This is a genomic window from Lentzea sp. NPDC055074, from assembly GCF_053608005.1.
Genome location: NZ_JBSGUQ010000001.1, coordinates 408,735 through 434,460, shown reverse-complemented (window position 1 = coordinate 434,460; position 25,726 = coordinate 408,735). Strand labels below are relative to the sequence as shown.

General features: G+C 70.8%; 19 protein-coding genes. 13 read left to right on the top strand and 6 right to left on the bottom strand.

The window, feature by feature from the left end; translation table 11 throughout:
* Positions 1–21: 21 nt before the first annotated feature.
* Positions 22–3,048 (bottom strand): BTAD domain-containing putative transcriptional regulator, encoded by a 3,027-nt coding sequence (locus ACWF7A_RS02115; RefSeq protein ID WP_452248538.1) that lies wholly within the window; start codon positions 3,046–3,048, stop codon positions 22–24.
* 622 nt (positions 3,049–3,670) lie between these two features.
* Here ACWF7A_RS02115 and ACWF7A_RS02110 point away from each other — a divergent pair.
* The 10 genes from ACWF7A_RS02110 to ACWF7A_RS02065 are packed head-to-tail and all read left to right on the top strand — an operon-like array spanning position 3,671 to position 14,356.
* Positions 3,671–6,397, top strand: coding sequence for a hypothetical protein (locus ACWF7A_RS02110; RefSeq protein ID WP_452248537.1), 2,727 nt, complete (start codon positions 3,671–3,673; stop codon positions 6,395–6,397).
* Positions 6,398–6,411: 14 nt separating this feature from the next.
* On the top strand, positions 6,412–6,813 hold the full coding sequence (locus ACWF7A_RS02105; RefSeq protein WP_452248536.1) for a hypothetical protein: 402 nt from the start codon (positions 6,412–6,414) through the stop codon (positions 6,811–6,813).
* 13 nt (positions 6,814–6,826) lie between these two features.
* Positions 6,827–7,321 carry a hypothetical protein gene (locus tag ACWF7A_RS02100; protein WP_452248535.1) on the top strand — a complete coding sequence of 165 codons (495 nt, stop codon included), beginning with the start codon at positions 6,827–6,829 and terminating at the stop codon, positions 7,319–7,321.
* Positions 7,318–9,027 carry an Hsp70 family protein gene (locus ACWF7A_RS02095; protein WP_452248534.1) on the top strand — a complete coding sequence of 570 codons (1,710 nt, stop codon included), beginning with the start codon at positions 7,318–7,320 and terminating at the stop codon, positions 9,025–9,027. The genes ACWF7A_RS02100 and ACWF7A_RS02095 overlap by 4 nt, the downstream gene beginning before the upstream one ends.
* Positions 9,028–9,040: 13 nt before the next feature.
* Positions 9,041–9,682, top strand: a complete 642-nt coding sequence (locus ACWF7A_RS02090) for a vWA domain-containing protein (protein ID WP_452248533.1) — start codon at positions 9,041–9,043, stop codon at positions 9,680–9,682.
* Positions 9,679–10,572 (top strand): hypothetical protein, encoded by an 894-nt coding sequence (locus ACWF7A_RS02085; protein WP_452248532.1) that lies wholly within the window; start codon positions 9,679–9,681, stop codon positions 10,570–10,572. Before ACWF7A_RS02090 ends, ACWF7A_RS02085 begins: the two co-directional genes overlap by 4 nt.
* The gene (locus tag ACWF7A_RS02080) at positions 10,569–11,309 is read left to right on the top strand and encodes a vWA domain-containing protein (RefSeq protein ID WP_452248531.1); all 741 of its coding nucleotides are present in this window, start codon (positions 10,569–10,571) and stop codon (positions 11,307–11,309) included. The genes ACWF7A_RS02085 and ACWF7A_RS02080 overlap by 4 nt, the downstream gene beginning before the upstream one ends.
* A gap of 32 nt (positions 11,310–11,341) precedes the next feature.
* The gene (locus ACWF7A_RS02075; protein ID WP_452248530.1) at positions 11,342–12,304 is read left to right on the top strand and encodes a protein phosphatase 2C domain-containing protein; all 963 of its coding nucleotides are present in this window, start codon (positions 11,342–11,344) and stop codon (positions 12,302–12,304) included.
* Complete coding sequence (locus tag ACWF7A_RS02070) at positions 12,301–13,275, top strand: hypothetical protein (RefSeq protein ID WP_452248529.1); 975 nt, start codon at positions 12,301–12,303, stop codon at positions 13,273–13,275. Before ACWF7A_RS02075 ends, ACWF7A_RS02070 begins: the two co-directional genes overlap by 4 nt.
* A gap of 46 nt (positions 13,276–13,321) precedes the next feature.
* Positions 13,322–14,356 carry a hypothetical protein gene (locus ACWF7A_RS02065; protein ID WP_452248528.1) on the top strand — a complete coding sequence of 345 codons (1,035 nt, stop codon included), beginning with the start codon at positions 13,322–13,324 and terminating at the stop codon, positions 14,354–14,356.
* Here ACWF7A_RS02065 and ACWF7A_RS02060 read toward each other — a convergent pair.
* Genes ACWF7A_RS02060 through ACWF7A_RS02050 form a run of 3 tightly spaced genes read right to left on the bottom strand, consistent with a single transcriptional unit; the run spans position 14,353 to position 19,693 of the window.
* Positions 14,353–15,420 carry a hypothetical protein gene (locus tag ACWF7A_RS02060; protein WP_452248527.1) on the bottom strand — a complete coding sequence of 356 codons (1,068 nt, stop codon included), beginning with the start codon at positions 15,418–15,420 and terminating at the stop codon, positions 14,353–14,355. The two genes, ACWF7A_RS02065 and ACWF7A_RS02060, sit on opposite strands and share 4 nt — an antisense overlap.
* A 2-nt stretch (positions 15,421–15,422) precedes the next feature.
* Positions 15,423–18,164 carry an ATP-binding protein gene (locus ACWF7A_RS02055; protein WP_452248902.1) on the bottom strand — a complete coding sequence of 914 codons (2,742 nt, stop codon included), beginning with the start codon at positions 18,162–18,164 and terminating at the stop codon, positions 15,423–15,425.
* Positions 18,165–18,166: 2 nt separating this feature from the next.
* On the bottom strand, positions 18,167–19,693 hold the full coding sequence (locus ACWF7A_RS02050) for a hypothetical protein (RefSeq protein ID WP_452248526.1): 1,527 nt from the start codon (positions 19,691–19,693) through the stop codon (positions 18,167–18,169).
* Between the two features lie 92 nt (positions 19,694–19,785).
* Here ACWF7A_RS02050 and ACWF7A_RS02045 point away from each other — a divergent pair, with 92 nt between their 5' ends.
* A complete protein-coding gene (locus ACWF7A_RS02045) occupies positions 19,786–20,286 on the top strand; it encodes a hypothetical protein (protein WP_452248525.1) in 501 nt (166 codons plus the stop codon).
* A gap of 13 nt (positions 20,287–20,299) precedes the next feature.
* Here ACWF7A_RS02045 and ACWF7A_RS02040 read toward each other — a convergent pair whose 3' ends face one another.
* Entirely contained in the window at positions 20,300–20,995 is a 696-nt protein-coding gene (locus ACWF7A_RS02040; RefSeq protein WP_452248524.1) for a hypothetical protein, read from the bottom strand.
* 247 nt (positions 20,996–21,242) lie between these two features.
* On the opposite strand from ACWF7A_RS02040, the gene ACWF7A_RS02035 reads away from it, so the two are divergent.
* Together ACWF7A_RS02035 and ACWF7A_RS02030 are read left to right on the top strand one after the other, a co-directional pair.
* Positions 21,243–21,635, top strand: a complete 393-nt coding sequence (locus ACWF7A_RS02035; protein ID WP_452248523.1) for a hypothetical protein — start codon at positions 21,243–21,245, stop codon at positions 21,633–21,635.
* Positions 21,636–21,689: 54 nt separating this feature from the next.
* Entirely contained in the window at positions 21,690–24,899 is a 3,210-nt protein-coding gene (locus ACWF7A_RS02030; RefSeq protein ID WP_452248522.1) for an NACHT domain-containing protein, read from the top strand.
* On the opposite strand, the gene ACWF7A_RS02025 is transcribed toward ACWF7A_RS02030, so the two are convergent.
* On the bottom strand, positions 24,859–25,704 hold the full coding sequence (locus ACWF7A_RS02025; RefSeq protein ID WP_452248521.1) for a phosphotransferase family protein: 846 nt from the start codon (positions 25,702–25,704) through the stop codon (positions 24,859–24,861). The two genes, ACWF7A_RS02030 and ACWF7A_RS02025, sit on opposite strands and share 41 nt — an antisense overlap.
* Positions 25,705–25,726 lie beyond the last annotated feature (22 nt).

Below are 25,726 nucleotides of genomic sequence, written 5' to 3'. Positions count from 1 at the left end.
CCTCGCGGACCGGGGCGGGCCTCAGCTGTCGAGGCCCGCCTCGTCGCGTATCCGGTGCAGCGCCTCGGCTTTGGTGATCGTCAGCCGGTCCGGCTCACCGAGCTCGGCGACGAGGCTCCGCACGTCCGGGTCGCCCATGTCGAGACGGCCGCGGATGACCTGGGCCAGCGCCAGCAGCCGCACGGTCGCGTCGGCGCGGCCCTGCGCGTGCCGGACCAGGGCGAGCAGTTCGGTGACCGTCGCGAGGTCCGGCATGTCGGCGCGTTCCGACGTCGTCCGGACGGCCACGCAGGCGAAGGCCGCGGCGTCGTCGAACCTGCCGTCGGCGAGCGCGATGCGCGTGTCGAGCATGGCGATCCACTCCGCGACGAACGACCCGAGCACGGACGACGTGGTGGCGCGCCGCTTGAACGACGCGCTCAGCGCACGTGCCTCCTCGACCCTGCCCGCGCGCAGCTCGACCTCGGCCTTCGCGTAGTCGAGCATCGTCGACAGCTGGTCGTTGCCGACGTCCCGGACGAACGACTCCGCGGCGGCCACCTCGCGCGCCGCCGCGGCGTGGTCGCCCATCCGCGCGTACTCCACCGCGAGCCGCCAGCGCTGCTGCACCGCGTCGTCCTGGGACCTCAGCTCCGTCGCCACCGCCAGACCGCGCTCGTACAGGTCGATCGCAGCCTGGTTGTCCCCGGTGTGCGAGACGAACGCGGCCTTCATGCCGAGCGTCATCGCCGAACCCCACCGGTCACCGATGGCCGTGAACTGGTCGTACGCGCGGTCGCGGGCCCGTTCGGCTCCGTCGAGGTCACCCTCGTCGACCAGCATGAAGCTCAGCGCCCACTCCGCGCCCGCCCGGGACCACGGGTCCTCGCTCGCGGCCGCCCGCTGCACCTCGCGCCGCGCGAGCTCGAAGTTCTGGCTCAGGAACGCGAGCATCGGCAGTGCGATCGCGAGCGACGGGTACTTCTGGACGGCACCGCTGTCGACGCAGCTGTCGATGACGGCCGCGGCCTCCACGGCGTCCGTCACGCCGGGCACCGCGGCCATGATGAGCTGCATCGCCCGGAACGTCGCGTACCGGTCCGCCGGCAGCAGGTCGCCGAGCGCGAGCACGTCGCGCACCGACATCTCGGCGCGTTCGTTGTCGCCCTTGACGAGCCAGTACCAGAACGTGGCACCGAGCAGGTCCGCCGCCAGCTCGACCTCGCGGTCGTCGATCGCCCCGCGCAACGCGGCCACGACGTTGTCCTGCTCCGCCTCGTAGACGTCGATCGCCTCGAGCTGGCGGGCGGTGCGGGTGAGCGGCTCCCACCGTTCGGTCAGCTCGCGGTAGTAGTGCCGGAACCGGCCGACGACCTCCCGCTTCTCCTCGGACGCGACGAGCTGCTCGTCCGCGTAGACCCTGATCGTCTCCAGCATCCGGTAGCGCGGTTCGCCGTCGAGCTCGACGACGTCCACGATGGACTTCTCGACCAGGGACGTGAGCACGTAGAACGGGTCCGGCAGGCAGACCGCCTCGATCGCGGCGAGGTCGGCGCCCGCGGGGAACACCGCGAGCCGCCGGGCGAGCCGCAGCTCCTCCTCCGTCAGCAGGTCCCAGCTCCACTCGACGACCGCGCGCAACGTGCGCTGGCGCGGCAACGCGGTGCGGCTGCCCGAGGTGAGCAGCCGGAACCGGTCGTCGAGGCGCTGGGTGATCTGCCTGACCGTCATCGACCGCAACCGCGCCGCCGCCAGCTCCAGCGCGAGCGGCATGCCGTCGAGCCTGCGGCAGATCAGCCGGACGTCGTCCACAGTGGACTCGTCGAGCCGGAAGCCGGGCTTCACGGCGCCGGCCCGGTCGAGGAACAACCGCACGGCGCCGAACCCGGACACGTCCGCCTGCCCGTTCGGCACGGCGAGAGGACCGATGGGGCACAACGACTCGCCGTCGATCGCGAGCGGTTCCCTGCTGGTCGCGAGCACGCGGAGGTTCGGCACCCGCCGCAGCAGCTCGGTGGTGAACTCGGCCGCCGCGCTGATGAGGTGCTCGCAGTTGTCCAGCACCAGCAACGACTCCCCGGCGCCGAGCACCTCGGCGATCCGGTTCATGCCCTCGCTGGCCCGCCGCCGCGGGTCCCCGGCGAACGTCACCTCGAACGCGCTGAGCACCGCACCGGCCAGGTCCTCCGCCGCCCGGATGCCGGCGAGCGCCGCGAACCACACGCGTCCCTTGCCGTGCAACGGATGCCGAGCCGCGACCTCGGTCGCCAGCCGCGTCTTGCCCGCACCACCGGGCCCGACCAGCGTCACCAGCCGGGCCTGCCCGAGCAGCCCGGAGATCTCCGCGAGCTCGTCCTCCCGCCCCACGAAGCTGGTGAGCCGCACCGGCAACCGGTCGACCACGGCACGAGGTCCCAGCTCCCCGCGCAACGCCGCCACGTGCACGTCCTGCAGCTCCTGCGACGGATCGACACCCAGCTCGTCGGCCAGCCTGCCGCGCACCTCGGCGTAGACGTGCAACGCGTCGGACTGCCGTCCCTGCGCGCACAACGCCCGCATCAGCGACCCGGCCAGCCGCTCCCGCAACGGATGCTTCTCGTACAACGCCGTCAGTGCGGCGACGTCCAGCTCGCCACGATCCTCCTCGACGGACAGACGCGCCTCGTCGAGCCGCGCGGCCGTGGGCCCGGCGAACGGCGCCTCCCGCACGTCGGCCAGCGCCTCACCACGCCACAACGCGAGCGCCTCGTCCAGCCTGCCTGCCGCGCGGAGCCGTTCGAACCGGAAGACGTCGACGTCGTCGGTCGCCACACCCAGCCGGTAACCACCCGGCTCCAGTGCGACAGGACAGACCTTGCGCAGCCGCGACACGAGCGACTGCAGCGCGTTCACGGCGTCGGCCGGCGGCTGCTCACCCCACAGGTCGTCGATCAGCGTCGTCGTCGGCACCGGGCGGCCGGGGTCGAGCGCGAGGCGGGCGACGAGCATGCGGACGCGGGCACCACCGATGTCGACCGGTGTGCCGTCCTCGGTCTCGACGGTCGTCGGGCCCAGCAATGCCACGCGCACAGGCACAAGCTTTCCAGACGGCGCCGCGGCGGTGGGCCGAACCGCCCGCCCGGCCATGCCAGCCGATCAAGGAATTCGATTCGTTTTCCTGATTCGAGCGATCTGAAGCGGGGCCGAACGGGTGATGAAGGACATTCGCCATTGCCTGGAGTAACGCTGGGCGACGACCGCTCGATCACATTGGCGCCTGGATGTGGTGAAAAGCGATCGAGCGCTGCCGGGGCGTTCGTTCGTGGTCTGCTTAAAAGGACAAGAGAATGCGTGGAGGCTGTCTTCCATTCATTCTGAACTGCTGTTATGTCGAAAAGTGGACATCTGGGCGAGACTTTCTGGACAGAAGAAGGACAAAGTCCTCGATGCTGTCGTCCACCCGTGCCGCCGTGCTGAGCGGAGAGGATGAACCGTGCCCGGAGAAAGCTTGGACGTTCTGACGGGATCAGCTGTCCCTGGGCAGCGAGGTCTTAGTTGTCGCGGATGTTCCGCGCCGCGGGAAATCGGCGACAGGTTCTGCGGAGGCTGCGGGCTGCCGGCCGACGCCGTCGTGGTGGCGAGCACGCCCGCCCCACCTGTCTCCGCACCACCGCCGCGGCGGGAACAGCGACCCGGCCCGGACATCGGTGAGGTGACTCGGCTGAGCGGCACGGCGAGGCAGACGGCCCTCGTGTCGTTGCTGGCCACGTCGGCACGCATGTGCGTGGCGTGTGGCGCAGACCTGGCCGCGGACCGGCCGTGCACGGAGTGCGGAACTCCGCCCGACTTCCTGGCCGTTCCACCGCAGGACGCGCTGGGAGGCGTGTTCGAGTACCGCAAGATGCTGCGGAAGCGGCGTGCCATGCGCATCGGCACGAGCGAGGACGGCCCGCTCTTCCTCCTGCACGACGGCACCGTCGAGCCCCGTGATCCGGCCACGCTGAAGCCGGCCCCGTTCCCGTTGCCGGTGGCAGAACACGACTTGCTGAGTCCCGCGGGCGCAGTGTTGCGCATCGCGCTCGCCTCGGAGTCGTCGTGGCAGGTCAGCCTGCCGTGGACGTCCAGCGTGCTGCTCGACCACGCCTTCGCACACGCTCGGTCCCACTCCGGGCTCGGCCGACGTCTCGCGCTGGACGCGATGAACCTCGGCCACGTCGAACTCGCGGCCCACTGCGGGCTCGGCGAATCGGAACAGGCCTGGCTGCGGCTGGTCTCGGCGGCACGGCGCGGCGACGTCGCCGACCTGGTCGAGGCGGCCGCCGCGCTGCCATCGGACAGGTACCGGCACAAGATCGCGGCTCTCGCGCCGTTCTCGGGCGCGTTGCGCGGTGTTCGCGGTGCGGCGGAACGACTCGCACCGTCACTGGCGGCGTTCGCGGAGACCGAACCACTCGCGGGCCTCCTGCAGCGTGCGCTCGGCATCACCGCCACCACGCCTGGCCGGCGGCGTGGGGACGTCGCGTTGCTGGCAGGGCTGGTCAACGCGCCCGCGCCGGTTCTCGCGCTCGCCAGCGCGCCGTTGACCGAGATCGGTCCGGAGGACGCACGGTTGCTCGGCGCCAGAGGCAAGGTCGCGGCACTGCACGGTACGCCTGCCACGGCCCTCGTCTCCGTGAGTGACCTGGATGCCGCTCCACTGTCCGTCGTGGATGGCCTGGTCGACGCGGGAGTCCTGACCGCGCACCAGGTTCAGAACCTGCGCCGTACACCGGACGAGATCGCCTACCTGCTGGCGAGGACCAGCCCGCAGGACCTCACCGACGAGCAGGTGGTCCAGGCGGGCCACGTGGACGAGCAGGTGCGGCGCGCCTACGAACGCGGGGTCGCCGACGCGGGGGAGAAGGCTCCGGACAGCGTGATAGGCCGGCACCTGCTCGCTCTGGACGCGTTGTCCCGCAACAGGCTCGACGACGTGCGGACCGACGAGACGCTGCCCGAGCACGCCGAGACCGTCGGCCGGCTGGCCACCGGCCTGCGGCGAGCCGCGGAGTCGGGGAACGCGACCGCCGCGCTGGACGAGGTCGTCCTGGCCGATCGCACCACGTGGCAGCCCCTCGCCACCGCGCTGGGCGCCGGCGCGTTGTTGCACGGAGAGGTCGTACGGCACCGATTCCCGGCCTTCGCCGACTGGCTTTCCCTGGTGGCGGCGCGGGAACGGCTGTTCGTCGCCGACTGGTCCGGTGCCGCGCAGGAGGCGAGGAACTGCCTCGCGCACGCCTCCGACGAGGCCGTGCGCGACGAAGCGCACAACCTGCTCGCCTGCGCTCTGCACCACCTGGCGCAGCACGGAGCGGCGCTGGCCGAGTTGGAGGCGGCGATCGAGGGCGAGTACTCGGTCGCCTTGCTCGCCAACATCGCGGTCGTCGCTATGCACCTCGACCGCGAACTCGGCGCCCGGCACCTCGCGAGGGTTGTGCGCGAAGCGCCGTCACAGGCGATGCGGGTCAACGCCGCGTTGCGCGCACTGCGCATGTGGCGCAGCGACGGCTCGAAGATCTGGGAGGGTGAGGACCGCGCGGCCGACAAACTGCCCGCGATGCTGCGCGAACCGTTGCGCACGGTCGTCACGCAGCCGATCGGTCTCGACGAGTTCCGTGAGGTCGCGGACGTGCTCGCCCGGTTCGACTCGGAGTGGATGCGCGCGCCGCGCAGCCTCGCCGGTTCCCCGCACCACGCGACGCTCGAAGCGTCGTTCTACCGCGCGCGGGCGAGCGAGGACACGTACACGGCGGTCGTGAACGTGCTCGCCACGATCACCGACTGGGCCGGTGCGCCCGACTGGATCCGCGAGGAACGCGACGACCTGGTGCAGCAGACGAAGGAGTACCTGTTCGAGCACATCGACGACCCGGACAACGTCGCCGGGATCGTGGCGCTCGCGATCGCCCGCCAGGTCACCGGCCTCACGCGGTACGACCAGGTCTGCCTGCTGTTGCTCGGGGTCGCGACGCTGACCTACCACGTGACGACTCGTGAGGAGGAGATCGCGGACTCGCTCGTCGACTCCTACCTGACGGCCCGGCGGACGGCCGCGACCCTCGAGGAGGACGACCAGGACAGGCTCGGCTCCCTGCTGAATCTCACGCAGCGCCGCATCGGGCTCAACCTCTACAAGTCGCGGGCGCGCGAGGTCGAGGCGCGCATCGACACCTACAACTCCGCGCTCGGTCTGCTCAACCAGGCGCAGACGGGCAGCCCCGCCTGGTTCGCCGGACGGCAGGAGGTCGCCGAGACCGTCGACATGTGCACGCGGGTCCGCGAGCAGTTGACCCCGTGGCTGCGCGGAGCCGACAGCGAGGACCTGCGCTCGTTGCTCATGGACCTCCTCGACCACGTCCGCGAGCTGGAGACCAAGGCCCGCCGCGTGCTGGGCAACTGAAAGGAGGCAGGAGAATGGACAACCGCAACCCGTACCTGTTGCTGGGCGTGGACTACGGCGCCGACGCCGCGACGGCCCGCCGGTCGTTCGCCCGCGCCGCCAGGAGGATGCGCCGCGCGGGCGGGGACGCGTCGATCTCGATCGAGGACCTCAACCGGGCCCTGCACGAGATCCAGCAACGCGACCACGACCCGGCCGACGCCGTGGACCAGTTCCGCGTGCCGGCCAACCCCGAGGTGTTCCGGCCGGGCCGCACCGGCGCGTTCGCTCCCGGCCCGCTGCCGCTGGCCCGCGCGACCGCCGTCAGCGAGTCCGATGTGGACGTCCTGGAGGACTGGCTCGCGGACGACCTCTGGGAACTGCTGGGCGCCGTCGCACCCCGCCTCACCCAGTTCGACGACGGATACCCCCGGTAGGAGAGGACAGTCGATGACGCGCAGGACCAGGGAAGCCGCAGCCAGGCTGGAGCGGCTCGAGCAGATGGTCGACGGCATCAGCCGGTCGATCGAGAAGATCGAGGTCGCCACGATCGTGCGCGACCCGTCCTCCGGCCTGGCGGCCGAGGCGTACGAGGGACTGCGCAAGCAGGTGATCGCGGCGGCGGGTGACCGGATGAGACACCTGCACCAACTCGCGCGCTTCGCCGAGGCGGTCGACTCGGGGCACGTCGCGGCGTTGCCCGACCTCGTCCGCGAGTGGACGGCGCAGGCAGGTCTGCTCAAGATCCACGACCCGGCTGACGTGCGCTGTTACGAGGTGCTCGGCGGCGAGGGAGACCAGTTGCGGGTGCTGAAGTTCGCCTACGCCGACGAGATCACCGGCCGGGTCATCGTCATGGGCCAGGCAGAGCGGGTGCGGTCCACAGAGGACTCGGGTGCGCACCGGCGGCTGGACGTCGGAGACCAGGAAGAGGTGCGTTCGTGAACCCGTTCGGGATCGACTTCGGCACGACGAACTCCGTGCTGGCCCAGTGGAACGGCAGATCGGTGGACGTGCTGCCGATCGACCGCCCCGCCGACGAGGACTGGGTCGCGATGGGCTTCGACAAGATCATGCCGTCCGTGCTCGGGATCGAGGACTCCGGGGAGACCAGGTTCGGCTGGGCGGCCAAGAAGATGCACAGCGGCAAGCTGGAGGCGGTGAAGCGGCTGTTCGCGACCGAGGAGTTCGTCGACATCGGCGGGCACTCCACGTCCGTCGAGGAGGCTGCCGCGCTGCTGTTCGGTCACCTCCGCAGCGCCTCACCCGGTCTCACCGTGGACCGGGCCGTCGTGACCATCCCGGCGAACAGCCGCGGGCTCGCGCGGTTCCGCACGAAGCTCTGCGCCGGTCTCTCCGGGATCGAGGTGCAGGCGCTGCTGAACGAACCCACCGCCGCGGCGATGGCGTACTCGGTCGACGCGACCCGCGACCAGAACGTGCTGGTCTTCGACTGGGGTGGTGGCACGCTCGACGTGACGGTGCTGGAGACCATCGAGGGCGTGTTCATCGAGCGCGCGTCGAAGGGCATCTCCCGTAGCGGTGGGATCGACCTCGATGCCGCGTTCGGGCAGGCGGTGCTCGACGCGCTGCCCGTGCGGCCCTCGTGGAGTCCGCCCCAGCAAGCGTCGTTCCGGCTGGAAGTGGAACGTGCGAAGATCCTGCTGTCCACTCAGGACGAAGTGAACATGCGACTCCCGGACGGCAGGTACTTCCCCGTCACGCGTGCGATGTTCGTCAAGTCGATCCGGTCGTACCTGGACGAGGCCCGCCGGCCGATCGAGCAGTGCCTCGCCGACCTGTCGATCAGCCCGGACTCGATCGACCAGCTCGTGATGGTGGGCGGCAGCAGCAAGATCCCCGCCGCGCGCACGATGGTGTCGGAGATGCTCGGCCGCGAGCCCGCCGGGGGCTGCGACCCGATGACCGCGGTCGCGCAGGGCGCCGCCATCGCGTCGGCGATCCTGCTGGGGCAGCTGGACAAGGACTTCTTCGTCGCGACCGAGCACGCGCTCGGCACCGTGATCCACGACGACCACCAGCGGGCGAGCTTCAGCGTGCTGATCCCGCGCAACCACCAGTTGCCCGCCAAGGCGACCGACACCTACCACCCGGCGGTGCAGGGACAGAAGGAAGTGCGCATCCGGGTCATCGAGGGCGATCCCGACAAGGGCGTCGACCACGAGGACAACGTGATCCTGCGCGAGTGGAACATCTCGGTCGACCCGGACCTGAGCATCATGGAGAACGCCTTCACGATCACCTACGAGTACAACGTCGACGGCATCCTGCACATCGTCGTGACCGAGATCAGGACCGGCAAGCTGTTGCTGCGCGACGACGTCTCGTGGGGCGTCACGAAGGACAGGTCGAAGCTCGTCGAGCTCGCCAAGCGGGTCAGCACCACGATCGACAACGGCTCGGTGAACGGCTCCGGTCCCCGGCACGCGGCCGTGCGCTCCTCCGATCCCGAGGTCGCGGCGCTGACCACCAAAGCGCGGTCGAAGGTCGTGCCGTTCGTCGACGACGAGGAGGCGTCGCGGATCGAGGCGATCTGCGCGGACCTGGAGAGCGCCACGGGCGCGGGGGTCGACGAGTGCAAGGAGGCGCTCTCCAGTGCGTTGCGCCCGTACGCCTATCTCCTCGTCTGACAGCGCCCGGATCGTGCCGATCTACCTGGTGTGCGACCTGTCCTCCTCGATGGCGGCCGGCGACCGCACCAGGGCCCTGCACGACTCCGTCACCGCGTTGCGCGACGCGATCTGGGCGAACCCGGTCGTGAGCGACACCGCGCGGGTGGCTGTGCTCGGCTTCGCGACCTCCGCGTGGGTGGTGCTCCCGTTGTGCGACATCGCGACGATCGACGAGATCCCGCCGCTCGCCCCGGCGGGACTCACCAGCTACACCGCCGCGTTCCGGCTCGTCGCCGCGACGATCGAGGCGGACGTCGCGCAACTCGCCGCCGACGAGTTCGGCGTCTGGCGTCCGCTCGTCTTCTTCATCAGCGACGGCGAACCGACCGACAACCGCTCCGAGTGGCAGGCGGAGCACCGGAGGTTGCTCGATCCCTCCCTGCCCTGGCGGCCCGAGATCGTGTCGTTCGCGATCGGGGACGCCAATGCCGCGACGCTCGCTCGGGTGGCGACGACGAGGTGTTTCGCCGCACGGTCCGGGGAGGTCGTGGAGAACGCGATCGCGGGCATCGCGGACATCGTGATCCGCAGCGTGGTCGCCTCGGGCACGGCAGGCGCCCCGGTGCTGCCCAGGAGCGTGCCCGCCGGATTCGACGAGGTGGACGTCCTGTGAGGGCCGCTGTGGTGCACGTTGCCGACGTGACCGAGGGCGAGGTGCTCGGCGAGGGCGGCCAGGGCAGGGTCACTGAGGTGCTCGCACTCGGTGGAACGCCGGTGCGCGACCTCGTGGTCAAGCGGTACCACGACGACATCGTGATCAACCCGGCCGCGCTCACCCGGCTCGTCGCGGTGCGCAGGTCGATGTCCGCCGAGGACGCCGCGGCGCTGGACACGGTGGCGTGCTGGCCACACGCGGTGCTGGTCGACGGTGACCGGGCGGTCGGCGCGGTGCTGCCGCGGGTTCCCGCAGGGTTCTCGTTCGGCCTGCGCATGCCGGCCGGTGGCAGCGCGGTCGTGTTGCGGGAACTGCAGTTTCTCATCGCGGACGCGGTGTCGTTGCGGCGCAGGGGGATCGAGGACCCCGACGACGCGACCCGCCTGCGGGTGCTCGCGAACTGCACCGAGGTCGCGGCGATGCTGCACCGGCACGGTGTCGTGCTGGGCGACCTGTCGGTGAAGAACGTGTTGTGGCGCGTCGATCCCCGGCCCGCCGTGTACCTCGTCGACTGCGACGGCGTCCGGCTGGGTGGCGCCGATCCGGTGTCACCACAGCCCAACTCGCCGGGGTGGGACGACCCGTTGTTCCCCGGCACGCAGAACCAGCAGTCCGATGTGTACAAAGTCGCCCTCGTCGTGCTGCGCGCCGCGGCGAGGAACTTCCACACCAGGGATCCGGAACTCGCGGCGGACGTGCTGGGCCGCGGGCTCCTGCCGTTGCTGCGGGCCTCGTTGCGCGCCGAGCCGGGCAGCAGACCCCCGCTCTCGGCCTGGCACGAGCCGTTGCTCGGCCGGGCGGCCGAACTCAGCACATCCACCAGACCGGAAGGCGTGACCAGCCGATGAGTGAGGACAAGGCCAAACTGCTGCCGTTCTACGTGGTCATCGACGTCTCGTACTCGATGGACGGCGAGAACATCGTGGCGGCCAACGACATCATGCCCGCGCTGCTCGACGCGCTCGGGCAGAACCCGATCCTGAGCGACAAGGTGAGGTTCTGCCTCATCGACTTCTCCGACGACGCGCAGGTCCTGCTGCCGTTGTGCGACATCCTCGACCCGTCGATGACGGTGCCCGGCCTCGCGGTGCGGGGTGGCACGTCGTACGCGGCCGCGTTCCGGATGCTGCGCAAGACGATCGAGAACGACGTCGCCCAGCTCAAGGGCGACCACTACAGCGTGCACCGGCCGGCCGTGTTCTTCCTGAGCGACGGCGAGACGACCGACGAGGACCACGAGTGGCGCGCGGCGTTCCGGGACCTCACCGAGTACGACCGGCAGACCGGCACCGGGTTCGCGATGTACCCGAACGTCATCCCGTTCGGCGTGGCGCAGGCGGACCCGTCGGTGATGCAGCAGCTGATCCACCCGTCGACCGGCGGCAAGCAGATGCGCATGTTCATGATGGACAAGGGCAACTCGGCGGCCGAGGCGATCAGGGCGATGGCCGAGATCCTGGTCTCCAGCGTGGTGAACTCGGGCAACGTCATGGCGGGCGGTTCGTCCGGCATCGTGCTGCCGAACACCAGCCAGCTCCCGGTGGGCATCAGCTCCTACGGCGCCGATGACGACGATTTCCTGTGACCGGCCGAACGACGCGCGACGAGGAGACACCGATGTCCCGTGGCAAGCACGCGGCAGGAACCGAGCTCGGCGAGGAGCCGGTGACGTGGGAGGAGGGCGCACGGCCGTGCGCCGTCGGCGATCCCGGCAGGGCGGCGAGCACCGTGCTGACCCAACGGGACGGCAGGTTCCTGTTCCGCAGCGACTTCCTGGTCGACGGTGCCCGGCTGCCCAGACCCGACGCCCCGGTGGCCGACCTGCGCGCCGCGTGCGTGCGCGGCCTGAAGAACCGCTACTACGGCAGGGTGTGCCAGGACGACTACGGGTTCCTGGTCACGAAGGACGAGCGGTGGCTCGTGCTCGCGGTGGCCGACGGCGTCGCCCAGGGCTCGCACTCGCACATCGCCGCCGAGATCGTCGCGCGTGGAGGCTGCGAGGCACTCGCGGACGAGCTCACCCGCGAACACCCGGCGCGGATCGACTGGACGGGGGTGCTGCACCACCTCGCCGGTGAGGTCGTCCGTCACGGGCAGCGGAACCTCGGCCTCAGGGACAGGGTCGACGTCTCGGGCACTCTGGCGACCACGGCGTTGTTCGCGGTGGTCGGACTGCACCCCGACGAGGACGGGTTCCTGCCCGCGTACGTGCTGCCGTTCGGCGACTCGTCGGCGTGGCTGCTGCGCCCGCGGGCCGACCAGAAGTGGATCCCGTTGCAGCCGGTGAAGAACGAGGGCAACGTGATCGCCTCGTCCGCCACCGACGCGATTCCGCTGGTACCGCACGAACTCCCACCTGTCCTGGAGACGAGCTTCGCGCCGGGCGAGGCGCTCGTGCTGATGACCGACGGCGTGGGCGACCCGCTCGGCACGGGTGACGGAGAGGTCGGCCGGTTCCTCGCAGAGGCGTGGACTTCGCCGCCCGAAGCGCTCACGTTCGCGTCGCAGGCGAACTTCGCCCGGCGCAGCTTCGACGACGACCGCACCGTCGTGGCGGTGTGGCCGGTGCCCCGGCCGTGACCGACGAGGTGGACCTCGCGGAGCTGGGCGAGGTCGGCCGGCAGATCGGCAAGGGCGGCCAGGCGATCGTGTACCTGGCGCCCGGCCTCACCCTGCCCGACGTGTCAGGACCACTGGTGTACAAGGCGTACCTGGGCCAGCAGTCGGCACCGCACGGCCTGCGCGCGATCGTCCGCGTGCGCAGCGCGATGGACGCCCGCGACCGGCAACGCCTCGACACCATCGCGGCCTGGCCGGTCCGGGTGGTGCGGTGCGAGGGGCGCGTCGTCGGGGTGCTGATGCCGTTGATCCCGGACTCCTTCTTCCAGGAGCGCTTTCTGCCCACCGGTCGGCCCAGCCGCGATCCGCGCGAGGCGCAGAACCTGTTCGTGGCACCGGAACTGGCGGCGCGCCTCGGGATGCCGTCGCTGACCGGGGCGGACCGGCTGGCGGTGTGCCGGGACCTGGCCGGGGCGCTGTCGTTCCTGCACGACAAGGGAATTGTGTACGGCGATGTCAACGCCAAGAACGAACTCTTCCGGCTCGCCCCGGAGCCGACGGTGATGCTGGTGGACTGCGACGCGGTCCGGATTCGGGGGAGCGCCGCCGTTGTGCGGCAGCTGAGCGCACCCGACTGGGATCCGCCGGAGGGAGCGGTCCTCACGCAGGCCACCGATGTCTACAAGCTGGCGTTGTTCGTGCTGCGGGTGCTCACGCCCGGTCCGCAGGCCTCTACCGCGCGGGATCCGGAGCGGGTGCGGCGGATGCTCGACGGTGCCGGGTGGGATCTGTTGTCGCGGTCGTTGTCGGTGCGGGCGAAGGACCGTCCGCTGGCTTCGGCCTGGTACGCGTATCTCGCTCGGCGCACGCCCCGTCGCGGGTCGACGGCGGTCGACGTGGCTCCGGCTCAGCTGGCCGAGCCGCGGGCTCCGATGGTGACGAGCGGGTGGCGGCGGGATCCGGCGACCGGCAGGTGGGTGCCGGCGAAGTGAGCCGCAGGAGTTGGTTTCACACGAGCGTCCGGACGGAGGTGAGGTCGTGAGCGGGCAACGGAACGTAGGACCGGACGACGTCCGCCTGGCCGCCAGACGCCTGCGCGAGGTGATCCGCCTGATGCCATTGAGCGTGCGTGTCGAATCGGCGGACGACCTGGGTGTGCTCGCGGGTGTCTTCGAAGGACTGGGCGTGCTCACGCTGCGATCGTTGGTTCCTCCCCAGCGGATCGCGCTGACCCGGTTGTGCGATTCAGTTCTGGCGGGGTGCTCCCAGGCGCAAACGGCAGGCGACGAGTCATCGCGGAACGCCGCCTTCCGGGAGCTGCGCCAGTCCGTCGGAGAGGCGCGGCACGTCGTGGACACGCTCATCGAGAGCCTGTCGCGGCAGGCCTCCGAGCCGGTGCGGCACTCGGAGCTGAGCGCTCTGGAAAAGAGCCGTCTGATCGTCGAGCACGAGGCCGAGCTGGACGGTCTGCGCCGGCCCGACGCGAAGCGACTGGAGGTGGCGTCCGGCGCGGAGATCGCCGACCTGTACGTGATGCCGGCCAGGCCGGGTGCGGGCACCCCCGCAGAGCCGTCACGCGAGGTCCCGATCGTGAGCATCGCCGCGCACTTGAGCTCCTTGCAGGTCCTCGAGCAGGCTGAACACTCCGCCGCGACGCGCAGGTGGAACCAGTCCACGCGGCTGGTCTGGGCGGCGTTGATCGCGGCGGTCGGCATCTACCTGTGGAAGGGCACCTCACCGGGGATCGTGGTGGTCCAGCTGACGGTCGTCGGCGGACTGGGCCTGATGAGCACCCGCTGCCTGCGGGAGTACCACGCGCATCGCCGGGAGCAGCTCAAGTGCCGGTACGTGCGGACGTTGCTGGAGAAGACGCCTGTCGTCGCCGGTGGCATCATCGAGCTCGTCGGCACGTCCAGCCCGGACCCGGAAACCACCCGCCGGATCGTCGAGGAGTGGATGAAGGAGGCGACGGCCACCGACCCGGCCGCCGCGCCGGAAGCCGAGCCGACCGCGGTGATCGGCCTGATCAAGGAGATCCTCGAGCGGCTCAGGCCGGGCAAGGCAGCGGGCTAGGCGGTGCCCTCGTCGCGTGGACGGGCGTAGATCAGGTGGCCGCCCTTCTGCTCCCACACCTCGTGCAACATCTCGGTGGACAGCATGACTCCGGGTTTGCCGGACGGGTCTTGAATGATTCCCCCGAAGTACTCACGCACCTCGTACTTGCTGCCGGGCTGCTGGACGACCTCGACGGCGTTCGTGAGGTACACCGCGTGCGTGCCCGGCCCCAACAGGTCCGGGGTCTGCGGGAAGTGGTTCGGTTTCTCCGGATCGGTCAGGGCCTGCACCTCGTCGCGGTGCACCACGATCGCGGCCCAGTGGCCGTTCTTGACGACGTCCAACGCCTGCTCGACGGTCTGACCGTGCAGCTGCACGCAGTCCAGGCCGGTCGACTCGATCAGCTTCACCTGCTGGTCGAGGGTTGCTCCGCCCCACTTCTTGGGGTTGTCGTCCGTCATGTCGCAGAGCCCTTCGCGGACGGCTGTGTGCACGAGCTGGGACTCGGACGTCTCCGCGCCCTCGTTCGAGGCGATCTGGCTCATCGCGGTGATCGCGCAGGTGCGGCGGAGGCCGAGGTCGTTGCGCCCCTGCGGAAGCCAGGCTTCGACGGCCGCCTCCGGGTCGCCGCTGATCTCGACGTCGTCGATCTCGCGGACCATGGCGATCCGAGCGTGCGCTTCCTCACGTTCGGCGACGATCGACGGGTCGTCGGCGCCGTTGACGATTTTCTCGGCGAGCCTGTGGTAGGCGTCGTCGTCGGGTTCGGGAGGACCTGAGGACGTGCCGTCGTCGCCGAGGCGGTGGGCAGGGTCCAGATCGAACTGCGGACGGCGGTTCAGGGCCTCGTAGTCGAGCGGAGCTGGGGTGAGGTCGTGTTGCAGACCGGCGTTCAGCGCGGTGCGACCGAGGTGCTCGGCAGCGGCGGGTCTGGTTTCGGGTGCGGGTGTGAGGTCGTGTTCCAGGGCGAGGTGGCCGATCAGCTTCGCTCGGTCGGTCTGGTGCTCGGTCGTGTCGGCGTCGGGCACCGGTTCGAACTCGGGCTTGGACTCCGGCGACTCGCGTCCTCCGAATCTCTCCACGGTCATCCCTCCCACAGGGTTCTGAGCCGGTGCGCCGGCCACGTGCAGTCGAGACCTAGCGCGTCCACGGCACTGGTCAGGCGGTCGGCTGGGGGAAGTCCGGCGGCGAGAACCGACGTGAGGTCGTCGATGACCGATGGCTCACCACCCAGCACCAGCCGTGCGGGGATTTGGTCACGGGCGGCGCTCTGTCCTGCCGAGACCAGTTGGTGCACCCACGTGGTGCCGGGAACCTCGAAGCCCGCCGCCCGCCAGGCTGCGGTGCGGGGATGAGGTGTGGTGGGGTCGTCGCCCGGTCCCGGGGTGGCACGCAGTGTGGTGACGATGCGGGTCCAGCGGAACTGGCCGACGCGCCACCTCGGTTCCGGCCTCCCGACGACAGCACCGGAACCAGCCTGGTCCCGCATCACCTGACCGACCTGGCGGGCGAGGTCGGTCGGGGCGTACCAGCGCAGGACGTGCACGCTGCGGCGGGCGGTCGAGGCGTCAGCGGCCGCGGCGATTGCGCAGTCGAGGATCGGCGGTGGTACGGCGTGCAGGCGGGTGCGGAACGCCGGGGACAGCGCGCCGAGTGATTCGCCGCAGAGGTGGGCGATGGTGGTCATCTCCGCCCACAGCGAGATCGCCGGGCCGTCGGCGAGGTGCTCCGCGCGCACGATGCGGTCCAAGGGGCAGGCGCACCGGGGCGGGCACGCCGGGCCGCGTGGCGAGGCCGGAGGTGTTGTGACCACGGGAGAACGGGACTCGCGGGTGCGGCCTGCGGCATCGATGGCCACCAGCACCGGTCGGTCCATGCCGTCGGCGTGGGCCGCCGCGATGCCGGGGGAGAGGCTGACGACGTGCAGCGACTGGTCGTCGTCGAGGTTCATGGTGGCGCCCACGAAGTCGCGGTCGTCCTTGGCGGGCAGGCGGTGCACCAGTTTGACGGCGCTGTTCTTCACCACGTCCGGCAGGAGTTTGGCCGGGATCTGCTCGGCCACGACGATGCCCTCTCCGTACGCGCGGACCTCGGCGAAGAGGTTGGCGAACATCGAGACGGCCTGGCCGGCGGCGGAGCCCGGTTCGACCTGCCGCAGCAGACGGTGGGCCTCCTCGACGACGGTCACGTGTGCGAGTCCCGGCTTGACCAGGCCGTGTTTCTCGCGCAGGCGCAGCCATTCGAACATGCGCAGCATCACGCAGCCGATGAAGAACGCCTTGTCGTTGTCGTCGCCCAGGTCCTCGATCTCGAACACGGTGTTGCGCGTCAGCAGGCGGTCGAGGTCGAGGCGGTGGCCGCCCTCGAAGAAACGGCCGGGTGTGCCCGTGCTGAGGCTGCCGATCCGCACGCCCACGAAGCCCCGCATGTTGCGTTCGATCTCCGGGCCGTAGCCGATGTCGTCGACGGCGGCGAGCGCGTGGCGTTGCAGGTCGCTCAACGTCGGCCAGCGGGGGCGCACGCGAGGCGCCGCGACCAGGGACTTGCCGAGGGGCAGGTTCCAGCCGAGAGACGTGTAGCAGCTCGTCAGGGCACGGGCGAGTATCTGCGGGAACGGCTCCTGCGCGTCGAACGAGGCGGTGAACAGGGCCCGCACCATGTCCACGTGCGTCTGCAACGGGAACCACACGCGCCGGCCGGCCACGACGGTCGAACTGGGTTCCAGCGGGTTGAGGGAGGCGGGGACGGCGCCGGGCGTGCCGGGCCGGATCACCAGCACCTCGGCGGGCGCGATCCGGCCGGCGATCGCCGCGTACTCGGCCTTGGCGGGCTCGACCACGAGCCAGGGGATCTTCTTGCCGGACAAGGCTTCCAGCAGCGTGCGCACGGTCTGTGACTTGCCCGCACCGGTGGCGCCGGTGACGAAGACGTGCCGGTTCACGCTGTCGGCCGACACGCCGAACGGCAGCGACGGCGTGTCGGTGCCGTCCAGCACGCGGCCGAGCACCAGGTCGCCCGACGTCTCGGGGGTGCGGTCGAACGCCGGGGTGGTGGTGACCCGGATGCCCGGCAGTTCGCGCAGGGGTGGCCGCAGCAGCGCCGTCACGGCAGGGGTTGCCACGTCGCGCACGACGTCCCAGTCCAGGGCGGACTTGGGGCCCGCGGACCGCACGCGCAACGGGCCGTCGACGCCGCCGACCATCGCGGCGAGCGCACCGGCGACACCCTCGTCCTGCCCGGCGGTCCACACCCGCAGCCGCCACGCGCCGAGCGCGAAGGCCTGGTCGAGGTGCTGGAGCTCGGCCTCGGCCCGCGCGAGGCGGAGGCGTTCCGAACCCCGTCCCGAACGCCGCCGTTCCAGGTCGTCGATCAGGTCGGACAGCTCGGTGACCCGGGATTCCACAGAGGACACCGGACACGGTTCGGTGACGACGAACAGCGCGGCCGGACGGTCCGGGACCAGCTCGAACACGTCGTCGAGCACGGGAGCCGGCTCGTCGGGTTCTTCACGCAGGCAGTCCAGGGCGAGCTCGGCGGGACGCCAGTGCGGCAACCGGCCGACCGCGCGGGCGACCTGGTCCGGGCGCAGCGCGGATCCCTTCGCGCCGGGTGGGAACGGCACCGCGGTGCCGGTCGCGACCCCGCCCACCAGCAGCGCGAACCGGCCGTGCGGACGGGCGCGGATCCAGCAGCACGCGACGGTGCGCCCGGCGGCGTGCGCGAGGGCGAGCTGGGGCAGCAACCGGCCGCGCAGTTCGGTCAGGTCTTCCAGTCGTGGCAGGGAAAGCACCTGGTGCGTCAGCAGCGTCGTCTCGGCGGGGGGCATGGTCACGGTCCCAGCGGTGTCGGTGACGTGCGGCCGGTCCTGGCGATGGCCGGATCGCAGAACGCGATCATCGCGGTGCGGCCGTTGCGGTACAGCGCGACGCCGTCGTCCAAGCGCTGGAACGTCTCCGGCGGCACCACGTGCTCGTGCACGCGTCCCCAGCTCGTCTGGCTGGTGACGCCCGACGAGCCACCGGTCCCGTGCGTGGAGGCGGTGCTGACGCTCAACGAGGTCGACACGGACCTGCCGAAGTTGCGACCGAAGTTGAGCGCGCCGGTGAGCGTTCCGCTGCTACTGGACCCGGAGCTCCTGGTGGTGCTGGTGCTGACACCGACGGTCTTGGTCTGCGCCTCGTTCCACTGCTCGGTCTCGTTCTCCGACAGCGAGAAACCGTTGACCACGAACGTGAACTCCTTGCCGAACTGGTTGGCGGCGAACTCGGCGTCCTGCCGGTTCGGCAGTCTCGCCCACAGCGCGGCGTCGACACCGCCGTGCCCGACGACGGTCTGGGCCTCCTGGGTCACCCTGCCCCACAACAGGACCAGCTGCTTGCCCGGCCGTTGCGAGGTGCTCATGAGCGCGTCGAGCACCTCGGGCGCGAGTGCCTCGGCACCCGCGACGACGAGCAGATCCGGCAGGGTGAACGGTGCCGCGAACGCGAGCATCGACGTGCGGGCCAACAACTCCCGCGTGAGCTCCGCGTCCTGCGTGCTACCGCCGCGCTCGGCCTCGTAGGTGCGGACGCGGAACGGGCCACCGCCAGACGTCCTGGCCGCGCGGGCGGGATCACGGGCGTAGGCGAGCAGCCCGGTCAGGTCGCCGTGCAGGTCGTTCAGCCGGGCGGCCACGTGCTGGCTGCCGCTCACCACGTCGGCGCGGTAGTCGCGCAGGTCGCTCTCCTCGCGCCGGCTGAACGAGGTGGCGATCGTCCGCTGCGGATGCCCGAGCAGCAACGCGATCGCGTCGCGCAGCCGGACGAGGTCGTCGGAGACGTCGAGGAGTTGTTGCACCCGAACGAGTTCCTGCCTGGCCCGCAACGCGTCGTTGCGGCCCTGCCCACCCGCGGCTGGCCGCAGCACGTCCGTCACCAGCGACGCGAGCTCGTCCGGCGTGCGCTTGCCGAAGACGTCCACGGTGGAGCCTCGGGCGGACAGCACGTCGGACCGGACGGCGGGTACGCCCGGCGCGCGCCGCACCGGGTCGAACAGGTCCATCTGGGTGAGGTTGACCAGGCGCACCCGGCCGGGGAACGACATGGCGAACGTGGCCAGCAGGCTCGACCACAGCGTCGCCGTGCCGCCGAACACCGGCAGCAGGGGCACGTCGTCCCACGCGACCACCGGGAACCACGCGGGTTTGGTGTGGTGCAGCGCGGCGATCCGCTGCTGGTCGTTCTCGGCCTGTTTGCGCCACACGGCGTTGGCCTGGGCCGGGTCGATGCCGGCGGCGGGTGGCGGGCGATCGAAGTACGGACTGACCGGCATCGGGCCGGGATCCACCGCCTGCCAGCCGAGGACGAGCCCGCTCACCGCGCACCTCCGGAAGTCGTTGTGCTGGAATCTCTTCCGCAACCGGCGGGTCGGGGCCTATCGTCTGCGGCACCCGGTGCGAGGAGGTCGCGGTGCTCAGCAGGTTCTTCAATCCCGTTGGCGGGCAACCGATCCCGGACCGGCTGCCCAAGGACGGATGGGTCGACGTGCCCGGCGCGTTCCGGTTCGGCTACCCGTGGCCGTGGCAGCTCGTCGACGGCGGTGGCCTCGTGGACGGCTCCGGCGCGGACCAGGAGAGCCACGTCTTCGCGACCCTCATCGCCCCGCACACGACGTTCGTGCCGCAGGTGCAGTTCTGGCCGCAGCACGGGGCGTTCGACGGGTCGGGCTCGGTGGTCCGCGAGCTGCCCGCGCTGTACCGGGGAGTGGTGGTGGAGTCCCGGAAGGTGCTCGTCGGCGGGCAGAGCGCGTTCCTCTTCGCCCTCGACCTCCCCGGCGGGAGGCGGGTCTCCCGGCTCGTCGCCGACGGTCCCCGCTTCCAGTTGCACGGTGAGCTGAAGGTGCCGCTGGCGAGCGCGGCCGGGTACGAGTGGCACTGGTGCTCGATGCTCGGCTCGATGCAGTGGAGGTGACGGTGCCGCCATCTCATTTCCTCAGCACGGTCGTGCCGGCGGACGTGCCCGTGTGCAGGAGCTTCTTGGCGTAGCAGTCGTCCTTGCCGATGCCCTGGGAGTCGCACCAGGAGTTGGCCTCGGCGCCCGCGGTGAACGTGCGGGGCACCACGGTGACCCAGAAGTCCTTGCCGTCGTAGCTGGTGAACTCACCGGACCACAGCAGCAGCGCCTCCGGGTAGCGGCGCTGCACGGCCCGGTAGTCGGCCCAGATCTCCTGGTAGCCGAACGTCACGCCGTTGACGGCGAGCCCGTACTTCTTCGAGGAGAGCTGCGGGATCCACAGCCCCACCAGGGCGTTGACCGACGCCCGGTCGCCGGCGACCCGCCGGTCCAGGGCCTGCCGCGCGAGGTCGTCGCTGGCGAACACGTCGGGCTGGGTCGTCGTGGGCGGCGCCGTCGTCACCGGTGCGGTGCTCTGCCAGGCGGGCGGTGTCGGGCCTGCTGAAGGGGTGCCCGCGGTGTTCCGGGCCGGTCCGTCCTGCGTCGCCAGGGCGAACACGACGAGCACCAGGACGCCCACGGCGATCGCCAGACCGCCGGTGAGCAATGAGGACTGGCCGCGCGGCCGCACCGGGTGCACGGGTGGTGGCGGCAGGGGCGGCGGGACAGGTGGCGCCGCCGGTCCGGGTGCGGTGCGGACGGCGACGGCGGCGGGTGCCTGCCGCAAATGTGCACCACAATTCGTGCAGTAGTTCAGTCCGGGTCGGACGGTGCCACCGCAACTGTCGCAGGCGATCAATCCCGGTCACCTCTTCGTTTCGTCTCCGGCGTTCTCGACGTGCTCATCTTTGCGTCGTCGAACCGGTGTCGCGGCGTTACCGGATGTGTCCAGAAAATTGTCACCTATTTCTTGCAACGCGCGGCGAGCCGTCGGCGATGCACGGGTCAGGCATTGACGGGGAGAGGAGCGGAACGTGGAAGCGTTGTGGGTTTTGGTGATCATCTTGTTGCTCGGCTGGGCGATCTTCACCCAGGTGCGGGCGCGCACCCAGCTGGACGTGACGGCGGCGCTGAGCGAGCAGCAGGCGGGGCAGCTCGTGACGGAGCACTTCGGTGTCATGTGGAGTCGGGTCGAAGGGCCCGGTCACCTCAACTTCAAGCCCAAGCTGCGGAAGTGGCCGCCGACGATCTCGGTCAGCTTCGCCACGAGCGGCACCGCCCAGTGCGATGTGTCGATCTGGACGTCGCACTGGACGAGCCACTACGGCGTGATGGGACACGCCCAGCTGGCCTGGCGCAAGGAGGCGGCGCTGGCCCGCAAGCTGAGCAGCGCGGACTCGGCGGTGAATTGGCTCAAGGGCGCCTGACCGTCAATTCGTCCACGATTTGTCCACTTCCTGCGGGCTGATTGGGCAGCGGTCATGATCTTCGTCAACTACCGCACCGGCGACGGTGATTTCGCCGCTGTTCTGATCGACCGGCACCTCGCCGGGGTGTTCGGCGAGGACCGCGTCTTCCTGGCATCGAGATCTATTCCCGCCGGAATGGATTTCGATAGGGAGATCGAATCGAGGCTGGTGGATTGCGTCGTCGTCCTGGCGGTGATCGGAGCGCGGTGGCTCGACGTGTGTGACAGCAGCGGGGTGCGCAGGCTCGACCACCCGGACGACTGGGTGCGCCGCGAGCTGGTGCTGGCCCGGCAGTGGGGGATCACCGTCATCCCGGTGTTCCTCGACGCCACCCCACGACTGGACGCGGCGCGTCTCCCGGACGAGCTGGCCGGGCTGGCCGCCGCCCAGTACTGCCGGCTGCGCCACCGCAACGCCGCCGAGGACCTCGGAGTGATCACCCGGCTCACCGGTGACCTGATGACGATCACCGAACGCGACGTGCGCGCCTACCTCGAGGCGTTGGCCGACCTGGTGAGCGGCACCGGCGCCTGGCTGCCCTACCGGACGCTCGGTGACGGTTACCTCGAACGCTGGGTCACCGTGCACGACGAGGTGCCGGAGCGGAGCCCGTTCGTACCGGAGGGCGAGACCCGGTGGCGGGACGCGGTGCGCGACGTCCGCCTCGGTGTCGTGCTCGCCGACGCCGGGTTCGGCAAGACCTGGCTGCTGCGCCAACACGCACTGCGCCTGTGCGAGACAGCACTGTCCGCGTTGGACAACGGCGTGCCGGTGAACGAGGTCGAGCTGCCGCTGTTCGCACACGCCCACCAGCTCGCCGACGCCTGGTCGGACACACCGACACCGGACGGCATCGCCCGCGCCGCGCTGCGCTCGTTCCCCGGACTCCGCGACAACTCCCGGTTGCGGGCGCATCTGGCCGCCCGCGTCGACTCCGGCGCTCCCGTGGCGCACGTGCTGATCGACGCCTACGACGAGGTGTTCGAGGACGGCGCACGGGACGCGGTCGCGGAAGCGTTGGCACTGCTCGCCAAGTCCGGCCTGACCGTCCTGCTCACGTCGAGGCCCGCCGGGTTCGTGCCGCCGTTCGGAGAGGAGACCGTCTTCTTCGAGCTGGGTGCGTTGGGGGAACGACAGGTGCGCGCACTGTGGGAGCGGTGGTACGCGCTGCGCGACAGAGAGGTTCCCTGGGACAGACTGGAACCCGTGCTCGCACCGCTGTCCGCGATCCGTGCCGCGACGGGCATCCCGCTGGTGGCGGCCTTCTGCGCGTGGGTCGCGGAGACCGAGCACGTCGTCACCCACCGCAGCGGTCTTTACCAGCAGGTGGTGGACCGGTTCTACCGGCTGGAGTGGAAGAGCGGCTCGCCGTCGCCGTTTCCCGCGCTGCGCCAGGACGCCGGGCTGCGCGGCCGCTTCCGCACGGCGTTCCGGGAACTCGGCTGGCACATGGCCACGAGCGAACGGGCGTGGCGGGATGCCGTGCCGATCGACGAGTGCGAGACGGTGCTCGACCGCGCGCTGGGGTCCGTCACGGCGGCGCGCAGCCGGGTGTTCGACGCCACGAGGGCGTTCGGTGTGCTGGTGCCGTGGGGTGGTGGCGACGACGCTCCGATCGGCTGGATCCACCGCAGCGTCCACCAGTTCGTCGTGGCGGAGAAGCTCGTAACGCTCCCGGCCGAAGAGGTCGAGGGCCTGATCGACGCACGAGCGTGGGCTTGTCCTGAATGGACGGACGTGCTGGACTTCGCGCTGGGGATCGAGGCAGGACGCACCGGTGCGGTCACCGAGGTCGTGCGGCGGCTCGCGTGCGGCGACGACGGGCTCGGCTGGTTCGCCACGGCGTTCACGGCGGCGAGCGCCGGGACCACGGGCGGGCACGCCGAGATCACCGCGCTGGTCCGGCGCCTGCACGACGTGGGGTTCCTGACCGCGGAGCACCTGGTGAGGGTGCTCGCGCTGACGCCGGGCGCAGACTCGTCCGAGCTGACCGAACTGGTGCGGGCCGCCGCCGACGACCACGGCTACCGCGCCTCGACCTGGCACGCGCTGGCGTGGTGCGGGCCGCCCGGGTACGCGGCGTTGCGTGCGGCGATCGTCTACCGGCGGGTGGCGGACGGGGCGGCCGCCGCGCTGCACCGCGTGGCACCCGATCTGGCGGTGGCCGCGATCCGCGAACGCCTCGCCCGAGGACTACCCGTGGGTCATCCGGACAACGCGGTGCTGCGCGATCTGTCCACCGAGGACGTCGAGATGCTGCGGGAAGCGCGTCGCCGCACCCCTTCGCTCGTCGCGGCCGCGCAGGCGCTGGGCTGGACCGGTGCCGTCGCGGCCCGCGCCGATCTCACCGAGGCGCTCGGTGCCGGCGATCCACGGCACCGGGAGGCGGCGGTCGCGGGCCTCGCAGCGAGTCTCGGCGCCGCACTCGACGACGCCGGGGTGTCCGCGCTGCTCGCCGTCGCGTTGAGCGACCCGGACCGGCGGGTCAGGGTGGCCGCCCGCGCGGAACTGGTGCAGATCGGCCTGTGCGTGCCGTGGGTGAGCCGGGTGCTCGACGAGGTGCACGCCGACCTCTACCGCGACGACAGCGCGCCTCCGATGGACGACCTGGATGCGTTGGCGGCGCGGCTCACCGAGGTCGGACCGGCCACGGAGACCGTGCTGCAGATGCTCGAGATCGACCCCGGTCTCCTGGCCGGACCGGTGGGCGCCGCACTGCAGAGTCTGATGCTGCGCGCGGTGGACGGCGCGCTGTCCCCGCAGCTCATCCGGCTGGTCACGAACCTCGCCGGCGAGCAGTTCGTGTCGGCCGCGGTCGACCGCCTCGACGGCACCGTGCCGTTGCCGGTGCCCAACCTCCGCCGCATCGCCTGGGGGCTGGTGCACGCCCGGCCGGACGACCCAGAGGTGTTCGCCGCGGTGGTGACCTGCGCCAGGGTGACGTCCGATCCGGGGATGGAGATGGCGTTGCGCATGCACGAACTTCCTGCGGAGGACAAGGTCCGGTACCTGCTCGACCGGCTGCTGGAGCTGACCGCGCCGGACCGGGACGTCGTCGCGGTCTGGAGCGGTGTCCTGCGGCACGGGCTGGTCCGCCTGTCACCTCAGGCACGAGACGGGTTCCGCGCCGACTGCGCTCGTGCGACCGCCCACGTGCTCGCGCTCAACGGAGGTCCCGCGGTCAGCGCAGCCGAGCGAGAGCCGTGGTCAGCGCGTCCCTGATCACCCGCTCGAACCCCTCGTCGGTGCTGCCGCGCGGCACCCGTTCGGTCAGCATGATCGAGTAGAGATAGGCCTGGTAGGCGGCCAGCCGCACGCGCGCCGAGTCGGTGAGCTCGAAGCCGTAGCTCGTCAGGAAGTCGGGATCGTCCTCGATCGACCCGAACAGCGCGAGCGACACGAACTCCGCGACCGGATCGCCCCAGAACGCCCGCTCGCCGTCCACGAGCCCGGTGAGCCCGCCGTCGGCGAGGACGTTGCCGTCCCACAGGTCGAAGTGCACCAGCGCGGGGCGTTCCACCTCGTCGAACGCCTTGGTGTGCCGCCGCAGGCCGACGTCCGGGAGTGCGACTCCGTAGCGGTCGGCGTCGGCCCGCACCGCGTCGAACATGCCCAGGAACGCCTCGGTCCACGTGGTGTGCAGGCCGAGCTGCGGATAGCCGAACCCCGGCCCGGTGATCTCGTGCACCGCGCGGACGGCGGCGCCGAGTTCGCGGCGGATCCTCGGACGGTCCACGTCGGAGCGCCCGAAGACCGGTTCTCCCGGCAGGCACGTGGCCAGCAGCGCGGTGTCGTCCGCGTACACGACCTCCGGCACCGGCGCGACCTTCGAACCCAGCGTGCAGAACATCGCCTCGGTCCGCATCAGGTGCCGTTCGTAGGTCAGGCCGGGCTGTTCGCGTGGTGCCACCTTGAGCACGAACTCGCCCCCGCGGGCGGACACCCGGAACACCGAGTTGTAGGTGCCGCCGCCCAACGGGCGCGTCGTCACTTCGGTGAGTCCCGCGGCTTCGAGGATTTGCTGCACTCCCGCCAATGTAATGATCGAC